Annotated in this window: 17 protein-coding genes; 2 read left to right on the forward strand and 15 right to left on the reverse strand. The window is 46.3% G+C overall.

Going from position 1 to position 16,535, the window contains the following annotated elements; translation table 11 throughout:
- Positions 1–10: 10 nt before the first annotated feature.
- The 3 genes from BMX14_RS12105 to ppiA form a co-directional block, all read right to left on the reverse strand.
- A complete protein-coding gene (locus tag BMX14_RS12105; protein WP_092677150.1) occupies positions 11–1,228 on the reverse strand; it encodes an aspartate aminotransferase family protein in 1,218 nt (405 codons plus the stop codon).
- 65 nt (positions 1,229–1,293) lie between these two features.
- Positions 1,294–1,866 (reverse strand): anthranilate synthase component II, encoded by a 573-nt coding sequence (locus tag BMX14_RS12110; RefSeq protein ID WP_092677151.1) that lies wholly within the window; start codon positions 1,864–1,866, stop codon positions 1,294–1,296.
- Positions 1,867–1,949: 83 nt separating this feature from the next.
- Complete coding sequence (gene ppiA / locus BMX14_RS12115) at positions 1,950–2,513, reverse strand: peptidylprolyl isomerase A (protein ID WP_092677153.1); 564 nt, start codon at positions 2,511–2,513, stop codon at positions 1,950–1,952.
- Between the two features lie 258 nt (positions 2,514–2,771).
- Between ppiA and tsgA the strand changes: the two genes are divergently transcribed.
- On the forward strand, positions 2,772–3,938 hold the full coding sequence (tsgA, locus tag BMX14_RS12120) for an MFS transporter TsgA (protein WP_092677155.1): 1,167 nt from the start codon (positions 2,772–2,774) through the stop codon (positions 3,936–3,938).
- A 59-nt stretch (positions 3,939–3,997) separates the two neighbouring features.
- Here the strand turns inward: tsgA and trpS are convergent, their stop codons facing one another.
- The 12 genes from trpS to BMX14_RS12180 all read right to left on the reverse strand — a co-directional run bounded on the left by trpS (position 3,998) and on the right by BMX14_RS12180 (position 13,869).
- Positions 3,998–5,002, reverse strand: coding sequence for a tryptophan--tRNA ligase (trpS, locus tag BMX14_RS12125; RefSeq protein WP_092677157.1), 1,005 nt, complete (start codon positions 5,000–5,002; stop codon positions 3,998–4,000).
- An 18-nt stretch (positions 5,003–5,020) separates the two neighbouring features.
- A complete protein-coding gene (locus tag BMX14_RS12130; RefSeq protein ID WP_092677159.1) occupies positions 5,021–5,698 on the reverse strand; it encodes a phosphoglycolate phosphatase in 678 nt (225 codons plus the stop codon).
- Positions 5,682–6,365, reverse strand: a complete 684-nt coding sequence (gene rpe / locus BMX14_RS12135; RefSeq protein ID WP_092677161.1) for a ribulose-phosphate 3-epimerase — start codon at positions 6,363–6,365, stop codon at positions 5,682–5,684. The genes BMX14_RS12130 and rpe overlap by 17 nt, the downstream gene beginning before the upstream one ends.
- A gap of 57 nt (positions 6,366–6,422) precedes the next feature.
- On the reverse strand, positions 6,423–7,235 hold the full coding sequence (gene dam / locus BMX14_RS12140) for an adenine-specific DNA-methyltransferase (protein ID WP_092677163.1): 813 nt from the start codon (positions 7,233–7,235) through the stop codon (positions 6,423–6,425).
- Positions 7,236–7,330: 95 nt separating this feature from the next.
- Entirely contained in the window at positions 7,331–8,392 is a 1,062-nt protein-coding gene (locus BMX14_RS12145; protein ID WP_092677165.1) for an SPOR domain-containing protein, read from the reverse strand.
- A gap of 77 nt (positions 8,393–8,469) precedes the next feature.
- A complete protein-coding gene (gene aroB, locus BMX14_RS12150; RefSeq protein ID WP_092677404.1) occupies positions 8,470–9,549 on the reverse strand; it encodes a 3-dehydroquinate synthase in 1,080 nt (359 codons plus the stop codon).
- A gap of 42 nt (positions 9,550–9,591) precedes the next feature.
- The gene (gene aroK / locus BMX14_RS12155; protein WP_048912898.1) at positions 9,592–10,113 is read right to left on the reverse strand and encodes a shikimate kinase AroK; all 522 of its coding nucleotides are present in this window, start codon (positions 10,111–10,113) and stop codon (positions 9,592–9,594) included.
- A gap of 330 nt (positions 10,114–10,443) precedes the next feature.
- Positions 10,444–11,700 (reverse strand): type IV pilus secretin PilQ, encoded by a 1,257-nt coding sequence (pilQ, locus tag BMX14_RS12160; protein WP_092677167.1) that lies wholly within the window; start codon positions 11,698–11,700, stop codon positions 10,444–10,446.
- A complete protein-coding gene (locus BMX14_RS12165; RefSeq protein ID WP_092677169.1) occupies positions 11,700–12,044 on the reverse strand; it encodes a hypothetical protein in 345 nt (114 codons plus the stop codon). Before BMX14_RS12165 ends, pilQ begins: the two co-directional genes overlap by 1 nt.
- Positions 12,031–12,429 (reverse strand): HofO family protein, encoded by a 399-nt coding sequence (locus BMX14_RS12170; protein ID WP_143056418.1) that lies wholly within the window; start codon positions 12,427–12,429, stop codon positions 12,031–12,033. The genes BMX14_RS12165 and BMX14_RS12170 overlap by 14 nt, the downstream gene beginning before the upstream one ends.
- Positions 12,430–12,496: 67 nt before the next feature.
- Complete coding sequence (locus BMX14_RS12175) at positions 12,497–13,054, reverse strand: PilN domain-containing protein (protein ID WP_092677173.1); 558 nt, start codon at positions 13,052–13,054, stop codon at positions 12,497–12,499.
- Entirely contained in the window at positions 13,051–13,869 is an 819-nt protein-coding gene (locus BMX14_RS12180; protein WP_092677175.1) for a type IV pilus biogenesis protein PilM, read from the reverse strand. Before BMX14_RS12180 ends, BMX14_RS12175 begins: the two co-directional genes overlap by 4 nt.
- Positions 13,870–13,986: 117 nt before the next feature.
- Between BMX14_RS12180 and mrcA the strand changes: the two genes are divergently transcribed.
- Entirely contained in the window at positions 13,987–16,530 is a 2,544-nt protein-coding gene (gene mrcA / locus BMX14_RS12185; RefSeq protein ID WP_092677177.1) for a peptidoglycan glycosyltransferase/peptidoglycan DD-transpeptidase MrcA, read from the forward strand.
- Positions 16,531–16,535 lie beyond the last annotated feature (5 nt).

Here is a 16,535-nt window from a genome sequence, read left to right on the forward strand (position 1 = left end):
GGCAAGCACGTTAACCCATAACCTGGGCGATGGCTTGGTGTAATTTAGCCATTCCTTGCTGCACATCCTGTTCGGAGATAATAAGGGAAGGAGTAAAGCGCACCACATCACTGCCCGCTGATAACACGAGTAACCCCTGTTCTGCGGCCGCCTGAATAATTTCGCGTAAACGTCCTGCATATTCCGGTGTTAATTGTGCGCCAATTAACAGTCCTTGACCGCGAATTGCCGCAAAGAGGTGATAACGTTGATTGATCTCTTCCAATGCTTTAATGAACCAATGATGACGCTGTTCCACACCGTCAAGCAACTGACTGTCATTAATAATATCCAGAGAGGCCTCCGCCACGGCACAAGCTAATGGATTTCCCCCAAAAGTGGTACCATGGGTGCCCGCAGTCATGACCTGTGCAATATCTTCTCGCGTCAACATCGCACTAACAGGAAAGCCTCCGCCCAATGCTTTGGCTGTAGTGAGAATATCGGGAACCACTCCTGAGTGCTCATAAGCAAACAGTTTACCTGTACGTCCCATCCCCGTCTGGACTTCATCGAACACCAATAACGCTTGGTATTGGTCACAAAGCTGGCGCAAACCTGCCAAGAACTCTGGCGTTGCGGGAGTAACCCCCCCTTCACCTTGAATCGGTTCTACGACAATCGCACAGGTATGATCATCGATAACGGCTTTCACTGCATCAAGATCGTTGAAAGGGACATGTACAATATCGGCAGGCTTAGGGCCAAATCCATCAGAATATTTAGGTTGTCCACCGACCGTAACCGTGAAGAATGTACGCCCGTGGAAAGCATGATGAAAGGCGATGATTTTCGTTTTATAGGGACTGATTTTATTGGTAGCGTAATAGCGAGCCAACTTAAAGGCGGCTTCATTGGCTTCAGCGCCGGAATTAGCAAAAAAGACACGGTCAGCAAACGTAGCGGCCGTCAATTTCTGTGCTAAACGTAAAGCAGGCTCATTGGTATAAATATTACTCAGATGCCATAACTGCTCGCTCTGTTTTTGTAAGGCCTCGACTAGGACTGGGTGACAATGGCCTAATGCCATGACCGCAATCCCACCGGCAAAGTCGATATACTCATTACCTTGTTGGTCCCAGACGCGGCTCCCCTGTCCTTTTACTGGGACAAATTGTGCAGGCGCATAAATAGGTAAGATCACATCGTTAAACAGTTCACGAGTAATAGGGGGCTGTGTTACCGACATCTGAGGTCCTTAATAGGCTAGCGTGAGATAGAATAAATATACATTTATATTGCATATTAAATCAATCATCGAGTAATAAAGTTATTCAGTAACGATAGGCCTTGTTCACTCAAAATACTCTCTGGATGGAATTGCACACTTTCTATATCAAGATAGCGATGACGCAGCCCCATGATTGTCGTTTTTCCCTCTTCTTCAACCCAAGCCGTAATTTCAAGCTCATCAGGTAGTGAGGCGGCTTCAACCACCAAAGAGTGATAGCGAGTGACGGTAAGAGGATCTGGCAGATGTGAAAATAACCCTTTCCCATCGTGACGGATGACTGAGGTTTTACCGTGCATGACTTGATGTGCACGGATCACTTTACCACCAAAACCTTGAGCGATAGCTTGGTGACCTAGACAAACCCCTAATATGGGGAGCTTACCGGCAAAATGTTGAATAGCCGCCAACGAAATTCCCGCTTCATTAGGCGTACAAGGCCCGGGTGAGATCACAAGGTGACTCATTCCCAACTCTTCCATCTCTTGGAGTGTAATTGCATCGTTACGGATAACCTTCACTTCTGCGCCGCATTGGCAAAAGTATTGATAAAGATTCCAAGTAAAAGAGTCATAGTTATCTATGATTAACAGCATATGATTTCTCCGTTTGAGAAGGTAATCGTATTACCCGATGAGAAAGGTTCCAAGCACGCTATAAGCAGTGCTTGGATAATCCATTAAGGTAAAACTTTTACGGAGAGGATTGTGACAGGCTTTGCAGGCACATTTTGATAAGGCCCATTATTAGTCGTTTCGACATGGGAGATTTTCTCCGCCACATCAAGCCCTTTAGTCACTTTACCAAAGACGGCATAGCCGAAATCACGTTGACCATGATCGAGGAAAGCATTGTCAGCGACGTTGATAAAGAATTGGCTGGTCGCACTATCCTTATCAGCCGTTCTCGCCATAGAAATGGTGCCACGGGTATTACGTAAGCCATTATCCGCTTCGTTCTTGATTGGCGCTTGAGTCGATTTCTGCTGCATATCTGCCGTAAAACCGCCGCCTTGGATCATGAAGCTTGGGATCACACGGTGGAAAATCGTGTTGTTATAGAAACCGCTATTCACGTATTGAAGAAAGTTTTTCACGGTGACTGGCGCCTTTTCATCGTTCAAGGTTAATTCAATATTCCCTTCGGAGGTCGTCATTAACACATGCGTGTCAGCCATCGCATGTTGAGCCGTGGCGGCTAATGAAAGCAGAGTTAGTGCTGTAGCCAGTGTTTTTTTTAACATAGTTGCGCGTCCTTATCTTGGATGGAATAAATACTGTGGATGATTGTAAGGAGTATCAGCGCCCTACCGCTAGCGATTTCCTGACTTATATCTCGCTAACCACAGCATAAAATATGGCTAGGAGTGTTTTTTCTTTAATGACGACTGTAATTAATTAAATATTCTCGTCAATGTGAGCATCATTATTTATAAACCAGAGCGATGGCATTACAATCGTGCACTTCACCCTTCGGACTATTCCTTTAACAGGTATTAATGATGATGCAAATAAAAAGAACCGGGCTCACCTGGATAAGCTTTCTTTCCTACGCACTGACAGGGGCGCTGGTGATTGTAACCGGAATGGTGATGGATAATATCGCCCACTATTTTAACGTTCCCGTGACGAGTATGAGTAATACCTTCACTTTTTTAAATGCAGGGATTTTGATCGCAATCTTTCTTAATGCTTGGCTGATGGAATTAGTCCCGCTAAAAAGACAGCTGATATTTGGCTTTGTTTTAATGCTGGTTGCGATTGCCGGACTGGTAACCGCCCACTCACTCGCTGTATTTTCAGCTTGCATGTTTATCCTTGGTGTCGTCAGCGGGATCACCATGTCGATAGGGACTTTTTTGATTACCCACCTTTACGAAGGTCGCCAGCGAGGCGCGAGATTACTGTTCACTGACTCTTTTTTCAGTATGGCTGGGACAATCTTCCCCATTATTGCCGCGGCGGTCTTATCGCGTCAGTTACCTTGGTATTTAGTCTACTGTGCAATCGGGTTAATTTACGTCGCTATTTTTATCATTACTCTCTCTACCGAATTCCCAATTCTCTCCAAGAGTGCACAACAAAAGAGTGAACCGAAAGAAAAGTGGGGCGTAGGAGTCTTCCTGCTTGCGCTGGCAGCCTTATGTTACATTCTTGGCCAGTTAGGGTTTATCGCTTGGGTGCCTGATTATGCTACGAAATCGTTAGGCTTTGAATTAGGGCGTGCAGGTCAGCTGGTCGGTAATTTCTGGACGGCTTATATGGTCGGTATGTGGGTATTCAGCGTTGTATTACGTTTTATCGATTCACAGAAATTACTGGTAATACTCACGGCTTTAGCGTCCTTATTGATGTACTGGTTTAACCATGCACAGGACCCTAATATGCTGCATATCATCATCGCTGCTCTAGGCTTCTTCTCTAGCGCGATCTATACCACAATCATCACGCTCGGCTCCCAGCAAACCAAGATTGCCTCGCCTAAATTAGTTAACTTCATCCTGACCTGCGGGACGGTTGGCACCATGTTAACGTTTGTTGTCACGGCCCCTATCGTGAGTCACGATGGACCGCATGCTGCGTTGATGACTTCTAATGGCCTCTACCTCACGGTATTTGTCTGTTGCTTATTGCTTGGATTTGTCACTAAACATCGCACTAATCATTAATACAAAAAAAGGCGGTAGAGAGAATCTACCGCCTTTTTTATGTTTGATAAGTGTCAGTATTACGGACGTGCTACAAATCCAATCGCCTCATACACTTTATCAAGCGTTTGTTTAGCCTGAGCACTGGCCTTTTCCGCACCTTCTTTCATGATTTTATTAAGCAGAGCTTCGTCATTACGGAAATGATGATAGCGTGCTTGTAAATCAGTGAGCATGCCCGAGACGGCTTCCGCTACCGCGCCTTTCAAATGCCCATACATCTGGCCTTCGAATGCGCTCTCAAGTTCAGCGATCGATTGACCAGTGACCCCTGACAGAATATCCAACAGGTTGGACACGCCTGGCTTATTTTTTACGTCGTAACGCACGACAGGTGGCTCATCAGAGTCGGTGACTGCGCGTTTGATCTTCTTGACGACAGCTTTCGGTTCTTCGAGCAACCCAATAACATTGTTACGGTTGTCGTCAGACTTAGACATCTTCTTGGTAGGTTCAAGTAATGACATCACTCGAGCGCCCGATTTCGGGATGAACGGCTCTGGTACTTTAAAGATATCGCCGTAAATTGCATTAAAGCGTTGAGCAATGTCACGACTCAGCTCAAGGTGCTGCTTCTGATCTTCGCCGACCGGAACCTGCTGCGTTTGATAGAGAAGAATATCGGCAGCCATTAAAACTGGGTAATCGAATAGCCCAGCATTGATATTTTCTGCGTAGCGAGATGACTTATCTTTGAACTGAGTCATTCGGCTTAACTCACCGAAATAGGTATAACAATTCAGCACCCATGAGAGTTGCGCATGCTCTGGCACATGGGATTGGACAAAGATGGTAGATTTTTCAGGGTCGATACCACAGGCAAGATACAGCGCTAAGGTATCAAGGGTAGCCTTACGTAACGCTACCGCATCTTGACGGACTGTGATCGCGTGTTGGTCAACAATGCAGTAGATACAATGGTAGTCATCCTGCATCTGCACCCATTGACGCAGTGCGCCCATGTAGTTACCGATAGAAAGTTCGCCGGAGGGTTGTGCCCCACTAAAGACGATTGGTCTGGTCATTATTTCTTGTCCTGGAGATTACTTCTCAATAAGGGAGATAAGGTGATCAAATTGATGAATAACGTGGTCTGGGTGACTCTCTTCGATTGGTTCGCCATAGTTATAGCCATAAGATAACCCGACCGAATGGACACCCGCCGATTTCGCTGCCTGTATATCGTTACGTGAATCGCCGACAAACAGCAGTTGTTCAGTGAGTAACCCAAATTGACCCAGTACCATAAAGAGTGCGGCGGGATGGGGTTTTTTAACGGGAACGTCATCCCCACCAATAATTAAACTGAAATAGTGGTCAATCCCTAAGCTTTCCAATAAAGGACGGACAAAAGGAGTAGGCTTATTAGTGACAATCGCCAGAGGGATATCTTCTGCCTGTAAGGTAGCTAAGACGTCTTTCACGTGGTCAAATAACTGACTTCCTGTCTCTGCTGTCTGAAGATAATGGTGGTCGAAGCAGCTACGTGCTTGGGCAAGCTGAGTTTCATCAGGGGCTTCACCAAGCGCCCAAGTTAGCGCCCGAGTAACCATAATGTCGGCACCATTACCGATCCAACGGATGACATTATCAACCCCTGCAGCAGGAAGTTGGAGATCAGCAAGCATTAAGTCAATTGCACTCGCCAAGCCCGGAGCGCTATCGATGAGTGTGCCATCTAAATCGAAGGCAATGCCGCGAATATCAGTGAAATGAGCCATGTGCTTTCTCCACTTCACGACGCATTTCGGCTATTACCGTTCTGTAGTCTGGTTGATTAAAAATAGCGGAACCCGCCACAAACATATCCGCGCCGGCCGCAGCGATTTCGGCGATATTATCGACTTTCACGCCACCATCGACCTCTAACCGAACATCGTAGCCGCTTTGATCAATACGCTTACGTACTTCGCGAAGTTTGTTTAGCGTAGAAGGGATGAAGCTTTGTCCCCCAAAGCCTGGGTTAACCGACATTAATAAAACAATATCAACCTTATCCAACATGTAATCAAGGTAGGTCAGCGGCGTGGCTGGATTGAAAACTAGGCCAGCTTTACAGCCGTGCTCTTTAATCAATTGTACTGTGCGATCAACATGTTCGCTGGCTTCAGGATGGAAAGTAATAAAGCTTGCACCCGCCTTAGCGAACTCAGGGATCAACGCATCGACAGGCTTAACCATTAAATGTACGTCGATTGGCGCAGTAATACCGTAATCGCGGAGCGCTTTTAACACCATTGGCCCCATCGTGAGATTGGGCACATAGTGATTATCCATGACATCAAAGTGGACAACATCACCCCCGGCTGCAATAGCCTTGGCCGTATCTTCCCCTAATCGAGCAAAGTCGGCGGATAATATGGATGGCGCAATTAAATAATTTTTCATGCAATTCTCCGAGAGTATGATTTCCAATTTCAGCATTGCTGAGGAACCGCTACGACATTATGTATAGAGAGCTAGCAATTCATCAATCTTAGTTCTGCCCTTAGCACTGCGGCTAATGGAACGCCTTGCGGTAACAATATGAAGTGTAGCCTCTTCATACCATTTTCGAGTCATTTCCGTGTCATGGTTCGAGATTAACACAGGCACCGATTTCTTTTGTGCCAACTTCTGAGCGAGTTCCGCTAACAGCGCTTGCTCCTTAGCAGAAAAGCTATTGGTATGATAAGCCATGAAGTTTGCCGTCGATGAGAGTGGCGCATAAGGTGGATCGCAATAAACGACCGAGCCACGTTTAACTTGAGAGAGTGTTTGTGCGTATGATTCGCAAACAAATGTCGCTTGTTGAGCGCGTATCGCGAACCATTCAAGTTCCGCTTGCGGAAAATAAGGCCTGACGTATCGACCAAAAGGCACATTAAATTGCCCACGTAAGTTATAGCGGCATAGTCCGTTATAACCGTGTCGATTCAAGTAGAGAAAAAGTAGCGCTCGATAGTAAGGATCGTTGCTCTGATTAAACAAACTGCGATGCGCATAATAGGTCTCAGCATTGTTTGTTTCAGGCGTGAAAAAGCCGCGAGCGTCAGCGATGAATTGACTACTGCTGTGCTTGATAATGTTGTAGAGATTAATCAAGTCACTGTTGATATCAGCAAGGTAGTACTTTTTGAAATCGGTATTGAGGAAGACTGATCCAGCTCCCACAAAAGGTTCTACTAAGCAGTCACCTTCGGGTAAATGGCGTTGGATGTCGTCTAAAAGGAGATACTTGCCTCCCGCCCACTTTAAAAAAGCGCGTTTTTTCTTCATGTTGTCGTATCAAAGATTCATTATGAGATGTTGCGGTTATCCGGACAACAGATTGGCGCTTAAATCGAGGGCTGCGATGAGCAGCCCTATTGAGATTACTGAGCTGATTCTTTATGAACTTGGCTCATTGGCTTAACCCATGGACTCTTAGCTTTTACAGCTTCTGGTAGAGAAGAGATAGCACTTTTTGCTTCAGCGGGTGTTTTGTAATTCCCTGTAGTCAAGACATACCAAGCTTGTCCATTACGAGACGTTTTATACACTTGGTAGCTAGAGAGATTTTGCTGTTTTGCCCAAGCGTTCAACGTATCTTCACGACTTGCGCCACTAAGCTGGAGCGTGTATCCCTTGCCTGATACCGCTTCACGAGAAGGTGCCGCAGGCGCTGATATCGATTTCGCTGGCTGAGACACGGTAGTCGTAGTCACTGGAGCCTGCTTTTCCGCTGTTTTGACTGGGGCTTTAGGGGCCTCAGCTTTTTTAGCTTCATTGTGCTCAGGCTGACGGCGGCTAACAGTTTCACGATGTTCAGGCACAACATGGCGCACTTCAGAACGGTGACTTGGTTGGCGAAGCTCTGTATGGGTTACTGGAGCCTTAGCACGTGCTTGTTGTTCGCTCGGAGCTGAATGACGAACCGGTGGAGTAGGTGCCATGTCAGGAGACGTTGGTTGCTGAGCTGTCTGCGTTGTATTGCTCAGTTTCGCATTACGATCAAGTGTTGCTGCAGCTGTCGGTAAAGAAGCCGCTGACGCTTGCTCCGCTGACGGTTGGGTAGCTTGGGTGCCGCCGTTCGTTGGCTCCATCGATCCGTTCGAGGTGGTATCATTCGGTGCTGCTGGCGTTTGCGCGGCATCAGCCTGTTGTTGTGGCTGATCGTTTGCTGGAGCAGTGGAGTTATCTGCTGGTGAATTACCAGACAGGTCGATGTTTCTTTCGTTACCTTGACCAGCAGCTTCTTCATTAGGTTTAGACGAGCTATTCATTGCTGAGCCAATGCCTAAAACGAGTAGCAAGAGTACCAGTATTCCCACAGCAATCATCAGATGCTGCTTGGAGATGGGTAGCTTCGAGGACGGTGCAGGTTTTTTTCCACGAGGAGCAGGACGGTCACTCGTGTCAGGTTTTAATTCATCTTCGGGTTGAAAGTCATCCATTGATCCACCTCATACGTATTCGGCTAAGTACCACTAGCGTGGCCCCGCTGACATTATTAGTTATTGTCTTACCTTAGCTAACACTTAGTTATGGCAGCTAAAACAGTATCATGTCCCACTCCAGAACGCACCTCGGCCTTACCTAAATCGGTCGGTAAGACTAAGCGTAGCTCTCCTGATAACACTTTCTTATCCCGCATCATATGCGGTAAGTAGTCTTCGGCCGACATCTGCTGTGGACCGTTAACCGGCAGTCCGGCACGCAACAATAGCGTGATGAGCCGTTCTGTTAATGAGGCACTGAATGTCCCAAGTTGTTCCGCAGTCCGCGCAGCCATTACCATGCCTGCCGCGACCGCTTCACCGTGTAACCAATTGCCATATCCCATATGCGCTTCAATGGCATGACCAAAAGTATGTCCGAGGTTTAACAGCGCGCGATTACCCTGTTCCCGTTCATCTGCTGCGACAATCTCAGCCTTAAGTTCACAACAACGTCTAATACAATAAGCCAGTGCTTTTTGATCTAAGCGTCGTAGCGCATCGATGTTCTCTTCGAGCCATTCAAAAAAGGCATAGTCGAGGATAACACCATACTTGATGACTTCAGCTAACCCAGACGATAACTCTCGTGGTGGTAGCGTTGCTAAGCAATCAAGATCAATGACAACCGAGGTAGGTTGGTAGAATGCGCCAATCATATTTTTCCCTAAGGGATGATTGACAGCCGTCTTGCCACCTACCGATGAATCAACTTGAGATAACAGCGTGGTAGGCATTTGAATAAAACGCACACCACGCTGGTAGCTAGCTGCAGCAAAGCCTGTCATATCACCAATCACTCCACCCCCTAACGCAATGAGTGTCGTGTCGCGACCGTGTGGCTTTTCTAATAACGCAGTAAATACTGTATCGAGTACTGATAACGACTTGTATTGCTCACCATCGGGTAATACGACGGAGTCAGCGTTGATACCTAACGCAGAGAGTTGTGCTAAAACGGGCTGTAGATAGAGCGGTGCAATCGTTTCATTTGTCACAACCATGACCGATTGATGGGCAGTTAGTGGCCAGTAAGATGCAGATTCACTGAATAAGCCTGCAGCAATCGTTATGGGATAGCTGCGTTCGCCAAGTGAAACCATCATCTTCTGCATCATGTTACTGGCCCTCAACTGATTAAACTGCGTTCTATCAACTTAATTGTTTTCCAACATATGGATAATCTGGTTGGCGACGACTTTTGCGCTCTGCTCATCAGTGCGGATGGTGACATCAGCAATCTCTTCATACAAAGGATTACGCTCACCCGCGAGATCTTCTAAAACGTCGCGAGGAGGAGAATCAACTTGTAGGAGAGGGCGGCGCTTATCACGTTGCGTCCGAGCAAGTTGCTTCTCGATAGTCGTTTCAAGATACACAACGACACCACGAGCCGATAAACGGTTACGTGTCTCACGAGATTTAACTGAACCGCCGCCTGTCGCTAAGACAATGCCTTGCTTCTCAGTCAACTCATTAATGATTTTTTCCTCACGATCCCGGAAGCCCTCTTCGCCTTCAACATCGAAGACCCAACCCACATCAGCCCCGGTACGGCGCTCAATCTCTTGATCGGAATCATAAAATTCCATATTAAGTTGTTGAGCTAACTGACGACCAATAGTGCTTTTGCCGGCACCCATAGGCCCAACCAGAAAGATATTACGTTTCTCTGCCATTTTTATCGGTACTACTAAGAATTCGTTGATGATACCCCATAGTCACTATAGACAACGGGACAGAAACTGAGACCTCATAAGCATGTAACAAGAGTCAGGTGAAAAATTATCTCAACACTCAAGACCATTTGGCAACCAATTAAATGATTTATCAGCAACTCTTCACCCGCATAGACCGTGAAGCGTTCCTGTCAGTCGCTCTTATAGTACTATATCCAGACTCATTGAGTGATGATTTATTAAACTCAGTGCTTAAGGTTCTTAAAAATTGATAACCTTTTATGCTAATTAGCGCTTTACGTCAACGGTGAACCTCAATCTATCCTGAATTTACGGGATATTAACTATAGGTAACAGACGTGGTGTGATGAAAATCACCAGCTCTCTTTTTTGGCGTTGCTGCGTCTGCTTTTGAAATAATACTCCTAATAGCGGTATCTTTCCTAACCAGGGTACAGCCGCCATCCCTTGTTGATGCTGTTGTTGAAAAACTCCACCTAACGCAATAGTTGTCCCATTCGCGACTAATACTTCCGTCGTAATCTCCTGTTTTTCGATAGATGGGGGGCCCTTACCATCACCTTGCAATACTTTCCCAGGGACGTCTTGGTTAAGCCTTAGCCGTAAACGAATATACTCCTGTCCAACCCTTTCAGGCGTTACCTCCATCCCGAGCATAGCCTCTTTAAAATGAATGACTGGGTTTTCATTTTTACCGCTCACCGTTTGATAAGGAATTTCTGTTCCCTGTTTAATAGATGCGGTCCGGCCCTGGGAGGTGACTAAATGGGGACTGGCAATAATTTCTAGCTGATTTTCTTGTTCCAACGCGGAGAGTTCGAGAAATAATAGTCGGCTATCGATACGCGTAATGGCCGTCTTGACTTGAAGCGTCGGTACAGCAACGCCTAAGGATGTCGTGAACTCGTGCTTACCTGCCCGTTCCGGCCCCGGACTCGACGTATCGCTGAACCATGACACGCCGAGTTCGCGTAAATTATCTTGGCTAATTGAAATCATCTGGGCAGTAATTTCGATTTGTGGCTGAGGATGGTCATGCAAGGCAATCCACTGCTCTATTTCCTGTATAGACTCTGCATCGTCCCAAACAGTAAGTTGTTGTCGGTCATGGTCTATAAAGCGTTTTCCCTTCCCCCCTGCTCGACTAAAAGGTCGCGCTGTTAGCTGTTTTTCAAGCTCGGCAGCCCCTATAAACTTTAAAGAAAAAACTTTTTGCTCCAATTCCGCTTGCGGTGGAGAGAAAGCAGATCCTCCTCGATCATTGTCGGAGCCTTGAGACGCACTCTCACGGACCACTAAAATATTGGCGTGTTGAATGATCTCTACTTTTGTTAGATCCTTAATAATATCTAATGCATCCTGCCATTCGACATCGATAAGATGCAAAGTTAAAGATTGCTCAATGCTAGGATCCACTACGATGTTGAGGTCTTTTGCTGAGGCTAGTAAGGAGAATATTTGCGCAACTGGCGTATTCTCAGTATTAATCGATATTTTGCTGCTCGCGAGAGCACTGCCGGTTAAAAAAATCGTTAACATAAATAAGAAGAATCTCGCTGAACGCATTATGAAACTCCTTTGAAAGATAGGGTGATCCGATTCGCTGGACAAGGCGGTAAGGCGCTGATTTCAATATGCGTCAATTCGATTCGAGTGACCCGACCATGAATAAAAGACGGCTGTGATGCTAATTCCACCTTTCTTATCCCCAATACGCGATGTGACATCAATGCCTGACATTGAGAGGGGCTGATGAGAACTGCATTTAATTCCCAGCCATCGAGTTGCGTAGCCAGTGCAGTACATTGCGATGAATCGAAGGGTTGGAAAGGATCTTTTGCTAAAGCTTGGTTCTTCATTATTAGTAACAAAAGGCTTAAGCAGTAAAGCGTCATTTTAGTTTTTGTCATACGTTAGCTTTACCAAAATAGGGCCATCGTGCGCCGAGAGTTGCAGTTGGTCAGGCTTCATCTTTCGGTTTAACTGAGTTAAGTGTTGCCAAAACTGTAAAAAGTCTTGCCAACCAAGAACCAGCGTAGCCTTTTGCTGGGTACCACTTTCCTGCCAATTCGCGACAGCGGTCCCATAGGACAAAATGAATATTGGAAATGCTTCAACCTGCCCACTTTCTAAACGAGCCAGTTGCTTCGATATCATGTAATAAGGTTTTGCCTGACGATATACGTTGAGTCGTTGGCTCGCATCGTTACGTGAGGTTTGTAGGAAAACTAACTGTTCGTTTTGATGGTTATAGGGGGGTAACAAAAAATAGAATAGTAGAAAAATACCAGACAATATAACCGTACCAAGGGTAAGAGCCCATTGTATGAAAGTCGGTAAATAAATGATTTTTCGCCAGAATTTATTTTCCATTCGCTGTGTTATCTCTCACCTCTGCTGACATTGAAAAGCTCACTCTAAATTCGTAATGCCGTGCTTCTTTTTTAAGGTCGTTGAGGCTTAATGCCGTAACCTGCTCGACGCTAAGTAATTGGTGGATAAACTGTTCAATTTCTTCCAAACTCAAACTTTTCCCGGTAATTGTCCATCCTGTTCGTCCTACGGTCAGAGCGGTCAGCCACGAATATTCGGGTAACCGGTCAGTTAGCCACTGGAAAAATAAACGGTAGATATCCATTTCATCGCGTACGCGTTCACTCTGCAGCCGTTGACGATCGGCTTGCTCAAGTCGTTGTAATCCCTGCTGCTGTTGCGCGATCCGTTCGGATAACTGACTGATCAGCGGTTGATAAAGCTCCTGTAACGCATTGAGTTCGCGGATATTTTTCTGGAGACCATCAATGATGATACAGGTTCCTACGATTAACAGAATCAGGAGCAAAACTCCGTTACTCATAATATAAATACTACGCTGAGACAGTTTTTTTCGCCGCCATTCGAGTAAGTTAACACGACTCATAATTGGTCGGCCTTACGCAAAGCGAGTCCCAAGGCCACCACTAAATCAGGTCGTGAGGCTATCACTGGCGGAGATTGTTCGATGGCCTTGAGTAAACTGTAGGAGTCGATATTTATCTGGTCAGCATCATTCTGGTCACCCGCAAAGAAATAGGATTCACTATTGATCGCTATTGAGTGGATCACCGTTTCAGTAGTAGGAAAATCTACTTTTAAGCACTGTCCGTGGTGATATTGTTGCTGATGACAAGTCGCCCATAACCAAATTTCACGATCTTCAACGATCAGCGTACTGCTGCCACGGGGATCGAGTAATGGATACAGAGCTGTTGAGGCTAACTCTACAACGTCTACGGTTAAGCCAGCGTTTTTGAACAAAGCGTAATAATCCTTTAACACTTTATTCCTTGTTACCGTGACACTGATTTCCGTTGATGTATCCGGGCCTAAACAGTAATCCCACGTTAACTCATGGAGATGGGAGAACAGCCGCTCCACGGAAAGCTGGACAAAACGCTCTAACGGTAAGCCTTGTAAAGTTGTGCTAGGTAACGAAAGGGTCCGCAATAAAACGCATTGCACAGGGTAGCTCACTCGTAATGAATAACGGTAAGGTAAATGCGTACGAAGCTTTATTAGAATTGAACGAAACTCTTGAGTAATGGCTAATAACCCGGTTGAGGTGAAGACCGGCTCGTCCAACGGGAACACCCACCAGCCCTGTAAACACCATTTATATCGATTCCCTTTTATGGCGACTACAGTGACTTGAGCCGTATTAATATGAAGCCCTATTTGCCATCCTTGGCTAAACATTTTCTAACCTCCCGAGGTCGATGAGATATTTTGACGTATCAAAGCAGCGTTGATGCCTTTATACTACGAGGTAATTGTTTATAAACTACCCAATACCGTTCGAGTGAGAGAGTTTAGGTGAAGTTCTTAAAGTATTTATTCATATTATTTATTTGCTGCATTTTTCTGGGAGTAGGCTCTATATATGGCTTATATAAATATATTGAACCTCAACTACCCGACGTAAATACCCTCAAAGATGTCAAAATGCAGACACCGATGCAGGTCTATAGCGCAGACGGTGAGCTCATTGCACAATTTGGTGAAAAGCGCCGTATCCCTCTGACCTTGCAGCAAATGCCCCCAGATCTTATCCATGCGTTTATTGCTACGGAAGATAGTCGCTTTTACGAACATCACGGGGTTGACCCAATCGGGATTTTTCGTGCCGCATCTATAGCACTGTTCTCCGGTAGAGCGTCGCAAGGGGCGAGTACTATCACTCAGCAGCTAGCACGTAATTTTTTCCTCTCACCCGAAAAAACACTGTTACGTAAAATCAGAGAAGCCTTCCTAGCCATTCGTATCGAACAACTTTTTAGCAAAGATCAGATCCTCGACCTTTACTTAAATAAAATTTATCTTGGTTCTCGTGCTTACGGAGTGGGGGCCGCCGCACATGTCTATTTCGGCAAGGATGTGAATGAGCTGAGCTTAAGCCAGATGGCAATGATTGCCGGATTGCCTAAAGCCCCTTCAACCTTTAATCCGCTTTATTCACACACCCGTGCTCTCGCAAGACGTAATGTGGTATTGGGTAGAATGTTGGACCAAAAGTATATTAGTCAGCAGCAATATGAGCAGGCAGTTAATGAACCCCTCATCTCACAATATCACGGCCCACAGGTTGCCTTTACGGCACCCTACATCAGTGAGATGGTTCGCCAAGAGATGGTGAAACGTTATGGTGAAGATGCCTATAACGACGGTTACCAAGTGACCACCACGATCACGCGGACGTTGCAAGAAGGTGCTCAACAAGCCGTCGTTAATAATGTCTTGAACTACGATATTCGTCACGGCTACCGTGGACCAACCAAAGTTCTTTGGCACGATGGGCAATCTGCTTGGGACGACAAAAAAATTGACCAAACGCTGGCAAGCTATCCGACTTACGGACCTCTTATTCCCGCGGTCGTCCAACACGTTGACGGTAATGCAGCGCAAGTCAGGCTAAAAAACGGTACCGTTCAGACTTTGTCCCTCTCGGGTATTCGTTGGGCAAGACCTTTTAAAAACGATAACTTACAGGGCGCAACCCCTCGTTCTGTTAGTCAGGTTATCGCAATAGGGCAGCTTATCTGGGTGAGAGCGGTAGGCCAAGAATGGTGGTTAGCACAAGTTCCTCAGGTTAATTCGGCACTAGTATCGTTGGATTCGCATAATGGTGCGATTAAAGCCCTAGTTGGTGGTTTTGACTTCTCCCAGAGTATGTTTAACCGCGCCACGCAAGCATTACGCCAAGTGGGATCGAATATCAAACCTTTCCTCTATACTGCCGCGATGGATAAAGGCCTGACTTTAGCGACTATCTTAAACGATTTACCTATCTCACGATGGGATGCTGGAGCGGGTTCTGATTGGCGTCCTCACAATTCACCGAATGTTTATGCAGGCCCCATGCGCCTTCGCCAAGGACTTGGTCTGTCTAAAAACGTTGTGATGGTACGCGCGATGCGGGCCATGGGTGTTGATTATGCAGCCAAATATCTCTTACGCTTCGGTTTTCCTGAGCAAAATATCATCCACACCGAATCATTAGCCTTAGGCGCGGCCTCCTTTACACCGATCCAGGTAGCGAGAGGCTATGCAATACTCACCAATGGTGGTTTCCAAGTGGAACCTTGGTTGATCAGCAAAATTAGCGATCAACAAGGAAATGTGTTGTTCCAAGAGAATCCTAAAGTCGCCTGTCCAGAGTGTAATTCACCCACCCTCTTTGCGAGCACCTCGGATGTCGCGAGATTGGACGATACACAAACAGAGAATGTGGCACACGCTGAGCAGCCCATCCCAAACGGCGCTCCGCAAACAGAGGTACAATCTGTCAGTAAGGATTCCACTACAGATCCCTATGCACCTCATGTGATCAGCACGCCCCTTTCCTTTTTAATTAAAAGTGCGATGAACTCGAATATCTTCGGCGAGCCCGGTTGGCAGGGAACCGGATGGCGTGCAGGGCGTGATTTACAACGTAACGATATTGGCGGTAAAACCGGAACGACTAACAGTTCGAGAGATGCATGGTTTTCTGGCTATGGTCCTGGTATTGCGACATCGGTCTGGATTGGTTTTGATAACCCTAGCCATGCCTTAGGCCGTACCACCGCATCGGGGGCAATAGCAGACCAAGTCTCGGGGTACGAAGGTGGCGCTAAAAGTGCCCAGCCGGCTTGGGATGACTATATGAAAATCGCGCTACAAGGTGTGCCATTACAGCCCTTAACGCCACCAGAAGGGATCACCACGGTCACGATTGATAGAACAACGGGGAAATTATCACATGGTGGTGGAAACAGCCGCCCTGAATACTTTATTACCGGAACTGAACCCAAAGAGTATTCGGTTCAGGAAACCAGCACTACGATAGGTTCGGGCGCAGAGAGCCAAGACTTGTTTTGATCCTC

Source organism: Rosenbergiella nectarea (assembly GCF_900111105.1).
Classification (GTDB): Bacteria; Pseudomonadota; Gammaproteobacteria; order Enterobacterales; family Enterobacteriaceae; genus Rosenbergiella; species Rosenbergiella nectarea.

What these genes read in the sequence shown, in the direction of transcription:
- aroK (WP_048912898.1), bottom strand. Translation starts at nt 10,113, where the DNA reads ATGGCAGAGAAACGTAATATCTTTCTGGTTGGGCCTATGGGTGCCGGC.
- trpS (WP_092677157.1), bottom strand. Translation starts at nt 5,002, where the DNA reads ATGACCAGACCAATCGTCTTTAGTGGGGCACAACCCTCCGGCGAACTT.
- pilQ (WP_092677167.1), bottom strand. Translation starts at nt 11,700, where the DNA reads ATGCGTTCAGCGAGATTCTTCTTATTTATGTTAACGATTTTTTTAACC.
- BMX14_RS12105 (WP_092677150.1), bottom strand. Translation starts at nt 1,228, where the DNA reads ATGTCGGTAACACAGCCCCCTATTACTCGTGAACTGTTTAACGATGTG.
- ppiA (WP_092677153.1), bottom strand. Translation starts at nt 2,513, where the DNA reads ATGTTAAAAAAAACACTGGCTACAGCACTAACTCTGCTTTCATTAGCC.
- rpe (WP_092677161.1), bottom strand. Translation starts at nt 6,365, where the DNA reads ATGAAAAATTATTTAATTGCGCCATCCATATTATCCGCCGACTTTGCT.
- aroB (WP_092677404.1), bottom strand. Translation starts at nt 9,549, where the DNA reads ATGCAGAAGATGATGGTTTCACTTGGCGAACGCAGCTATCCCATAACG.
- BMX14_RS12180 (WP_092677175.1), bottom strand. Translation starts at nt 13,869, where the DNA reads ATGTTTAGCCAAGGATGGCAAATAGGGCTTCATATTAATACGGCTCAA.
- BMX14_RS12110 (WP_092677151.1), bottom strand. Translation starts at nt 1,866, where the DNA reads ATGCTGTTAATCATAGATAACTATGACTCTTTTACTTGGAATCTTTAT.
- tsgA (WP_092677155.1), top strand. Translation starts at nt 2,772, where the DNA reads ATGATGCAAATAAAAAGAACCGGGCTCACCTGGATAAGCTTTCTTTCC.
- BMX14_RS12130 (WP_092677159.1), bottom strand. Translation starts at nt 5,698, where the DNA reads ATGGCTCATTTCACTGATATTCGCGGCATTGCCTTCGATTTAGATGGC.
- dam (WP_092677163.1), bottom strand. Translation starts at nt 7,235, where the DNA reads ATGAAGAAAAAACGCGCTTTTTTAAAGTGGGCGGGAGGCAAGTATCTC.
- BMX14_RS12145 (WP_092677165.1), bottom strand. Translation starts at nt 8,392, where the DNA reads ATGGATGACTTTCAACCCGAAGATGAATTAAAACCTGACACGAGTGAC.
- BMX14_RS12175 (WP_092677173.1), bottom strand. Translation starts at nt 13,054, where the DNA reads ATGAGTCGTGTTAACTTACTCGAATGGCGGCGAAAAAAACTGTCTCAG.
- BMX14_RS12165 (WP_092677169.1), bottom strand. Translation starts at nt 12,044, where the DNA reads ATGACAAAAACTAAAATGACGCTTTACTGCTTAAGCCTTTTGTTACTA.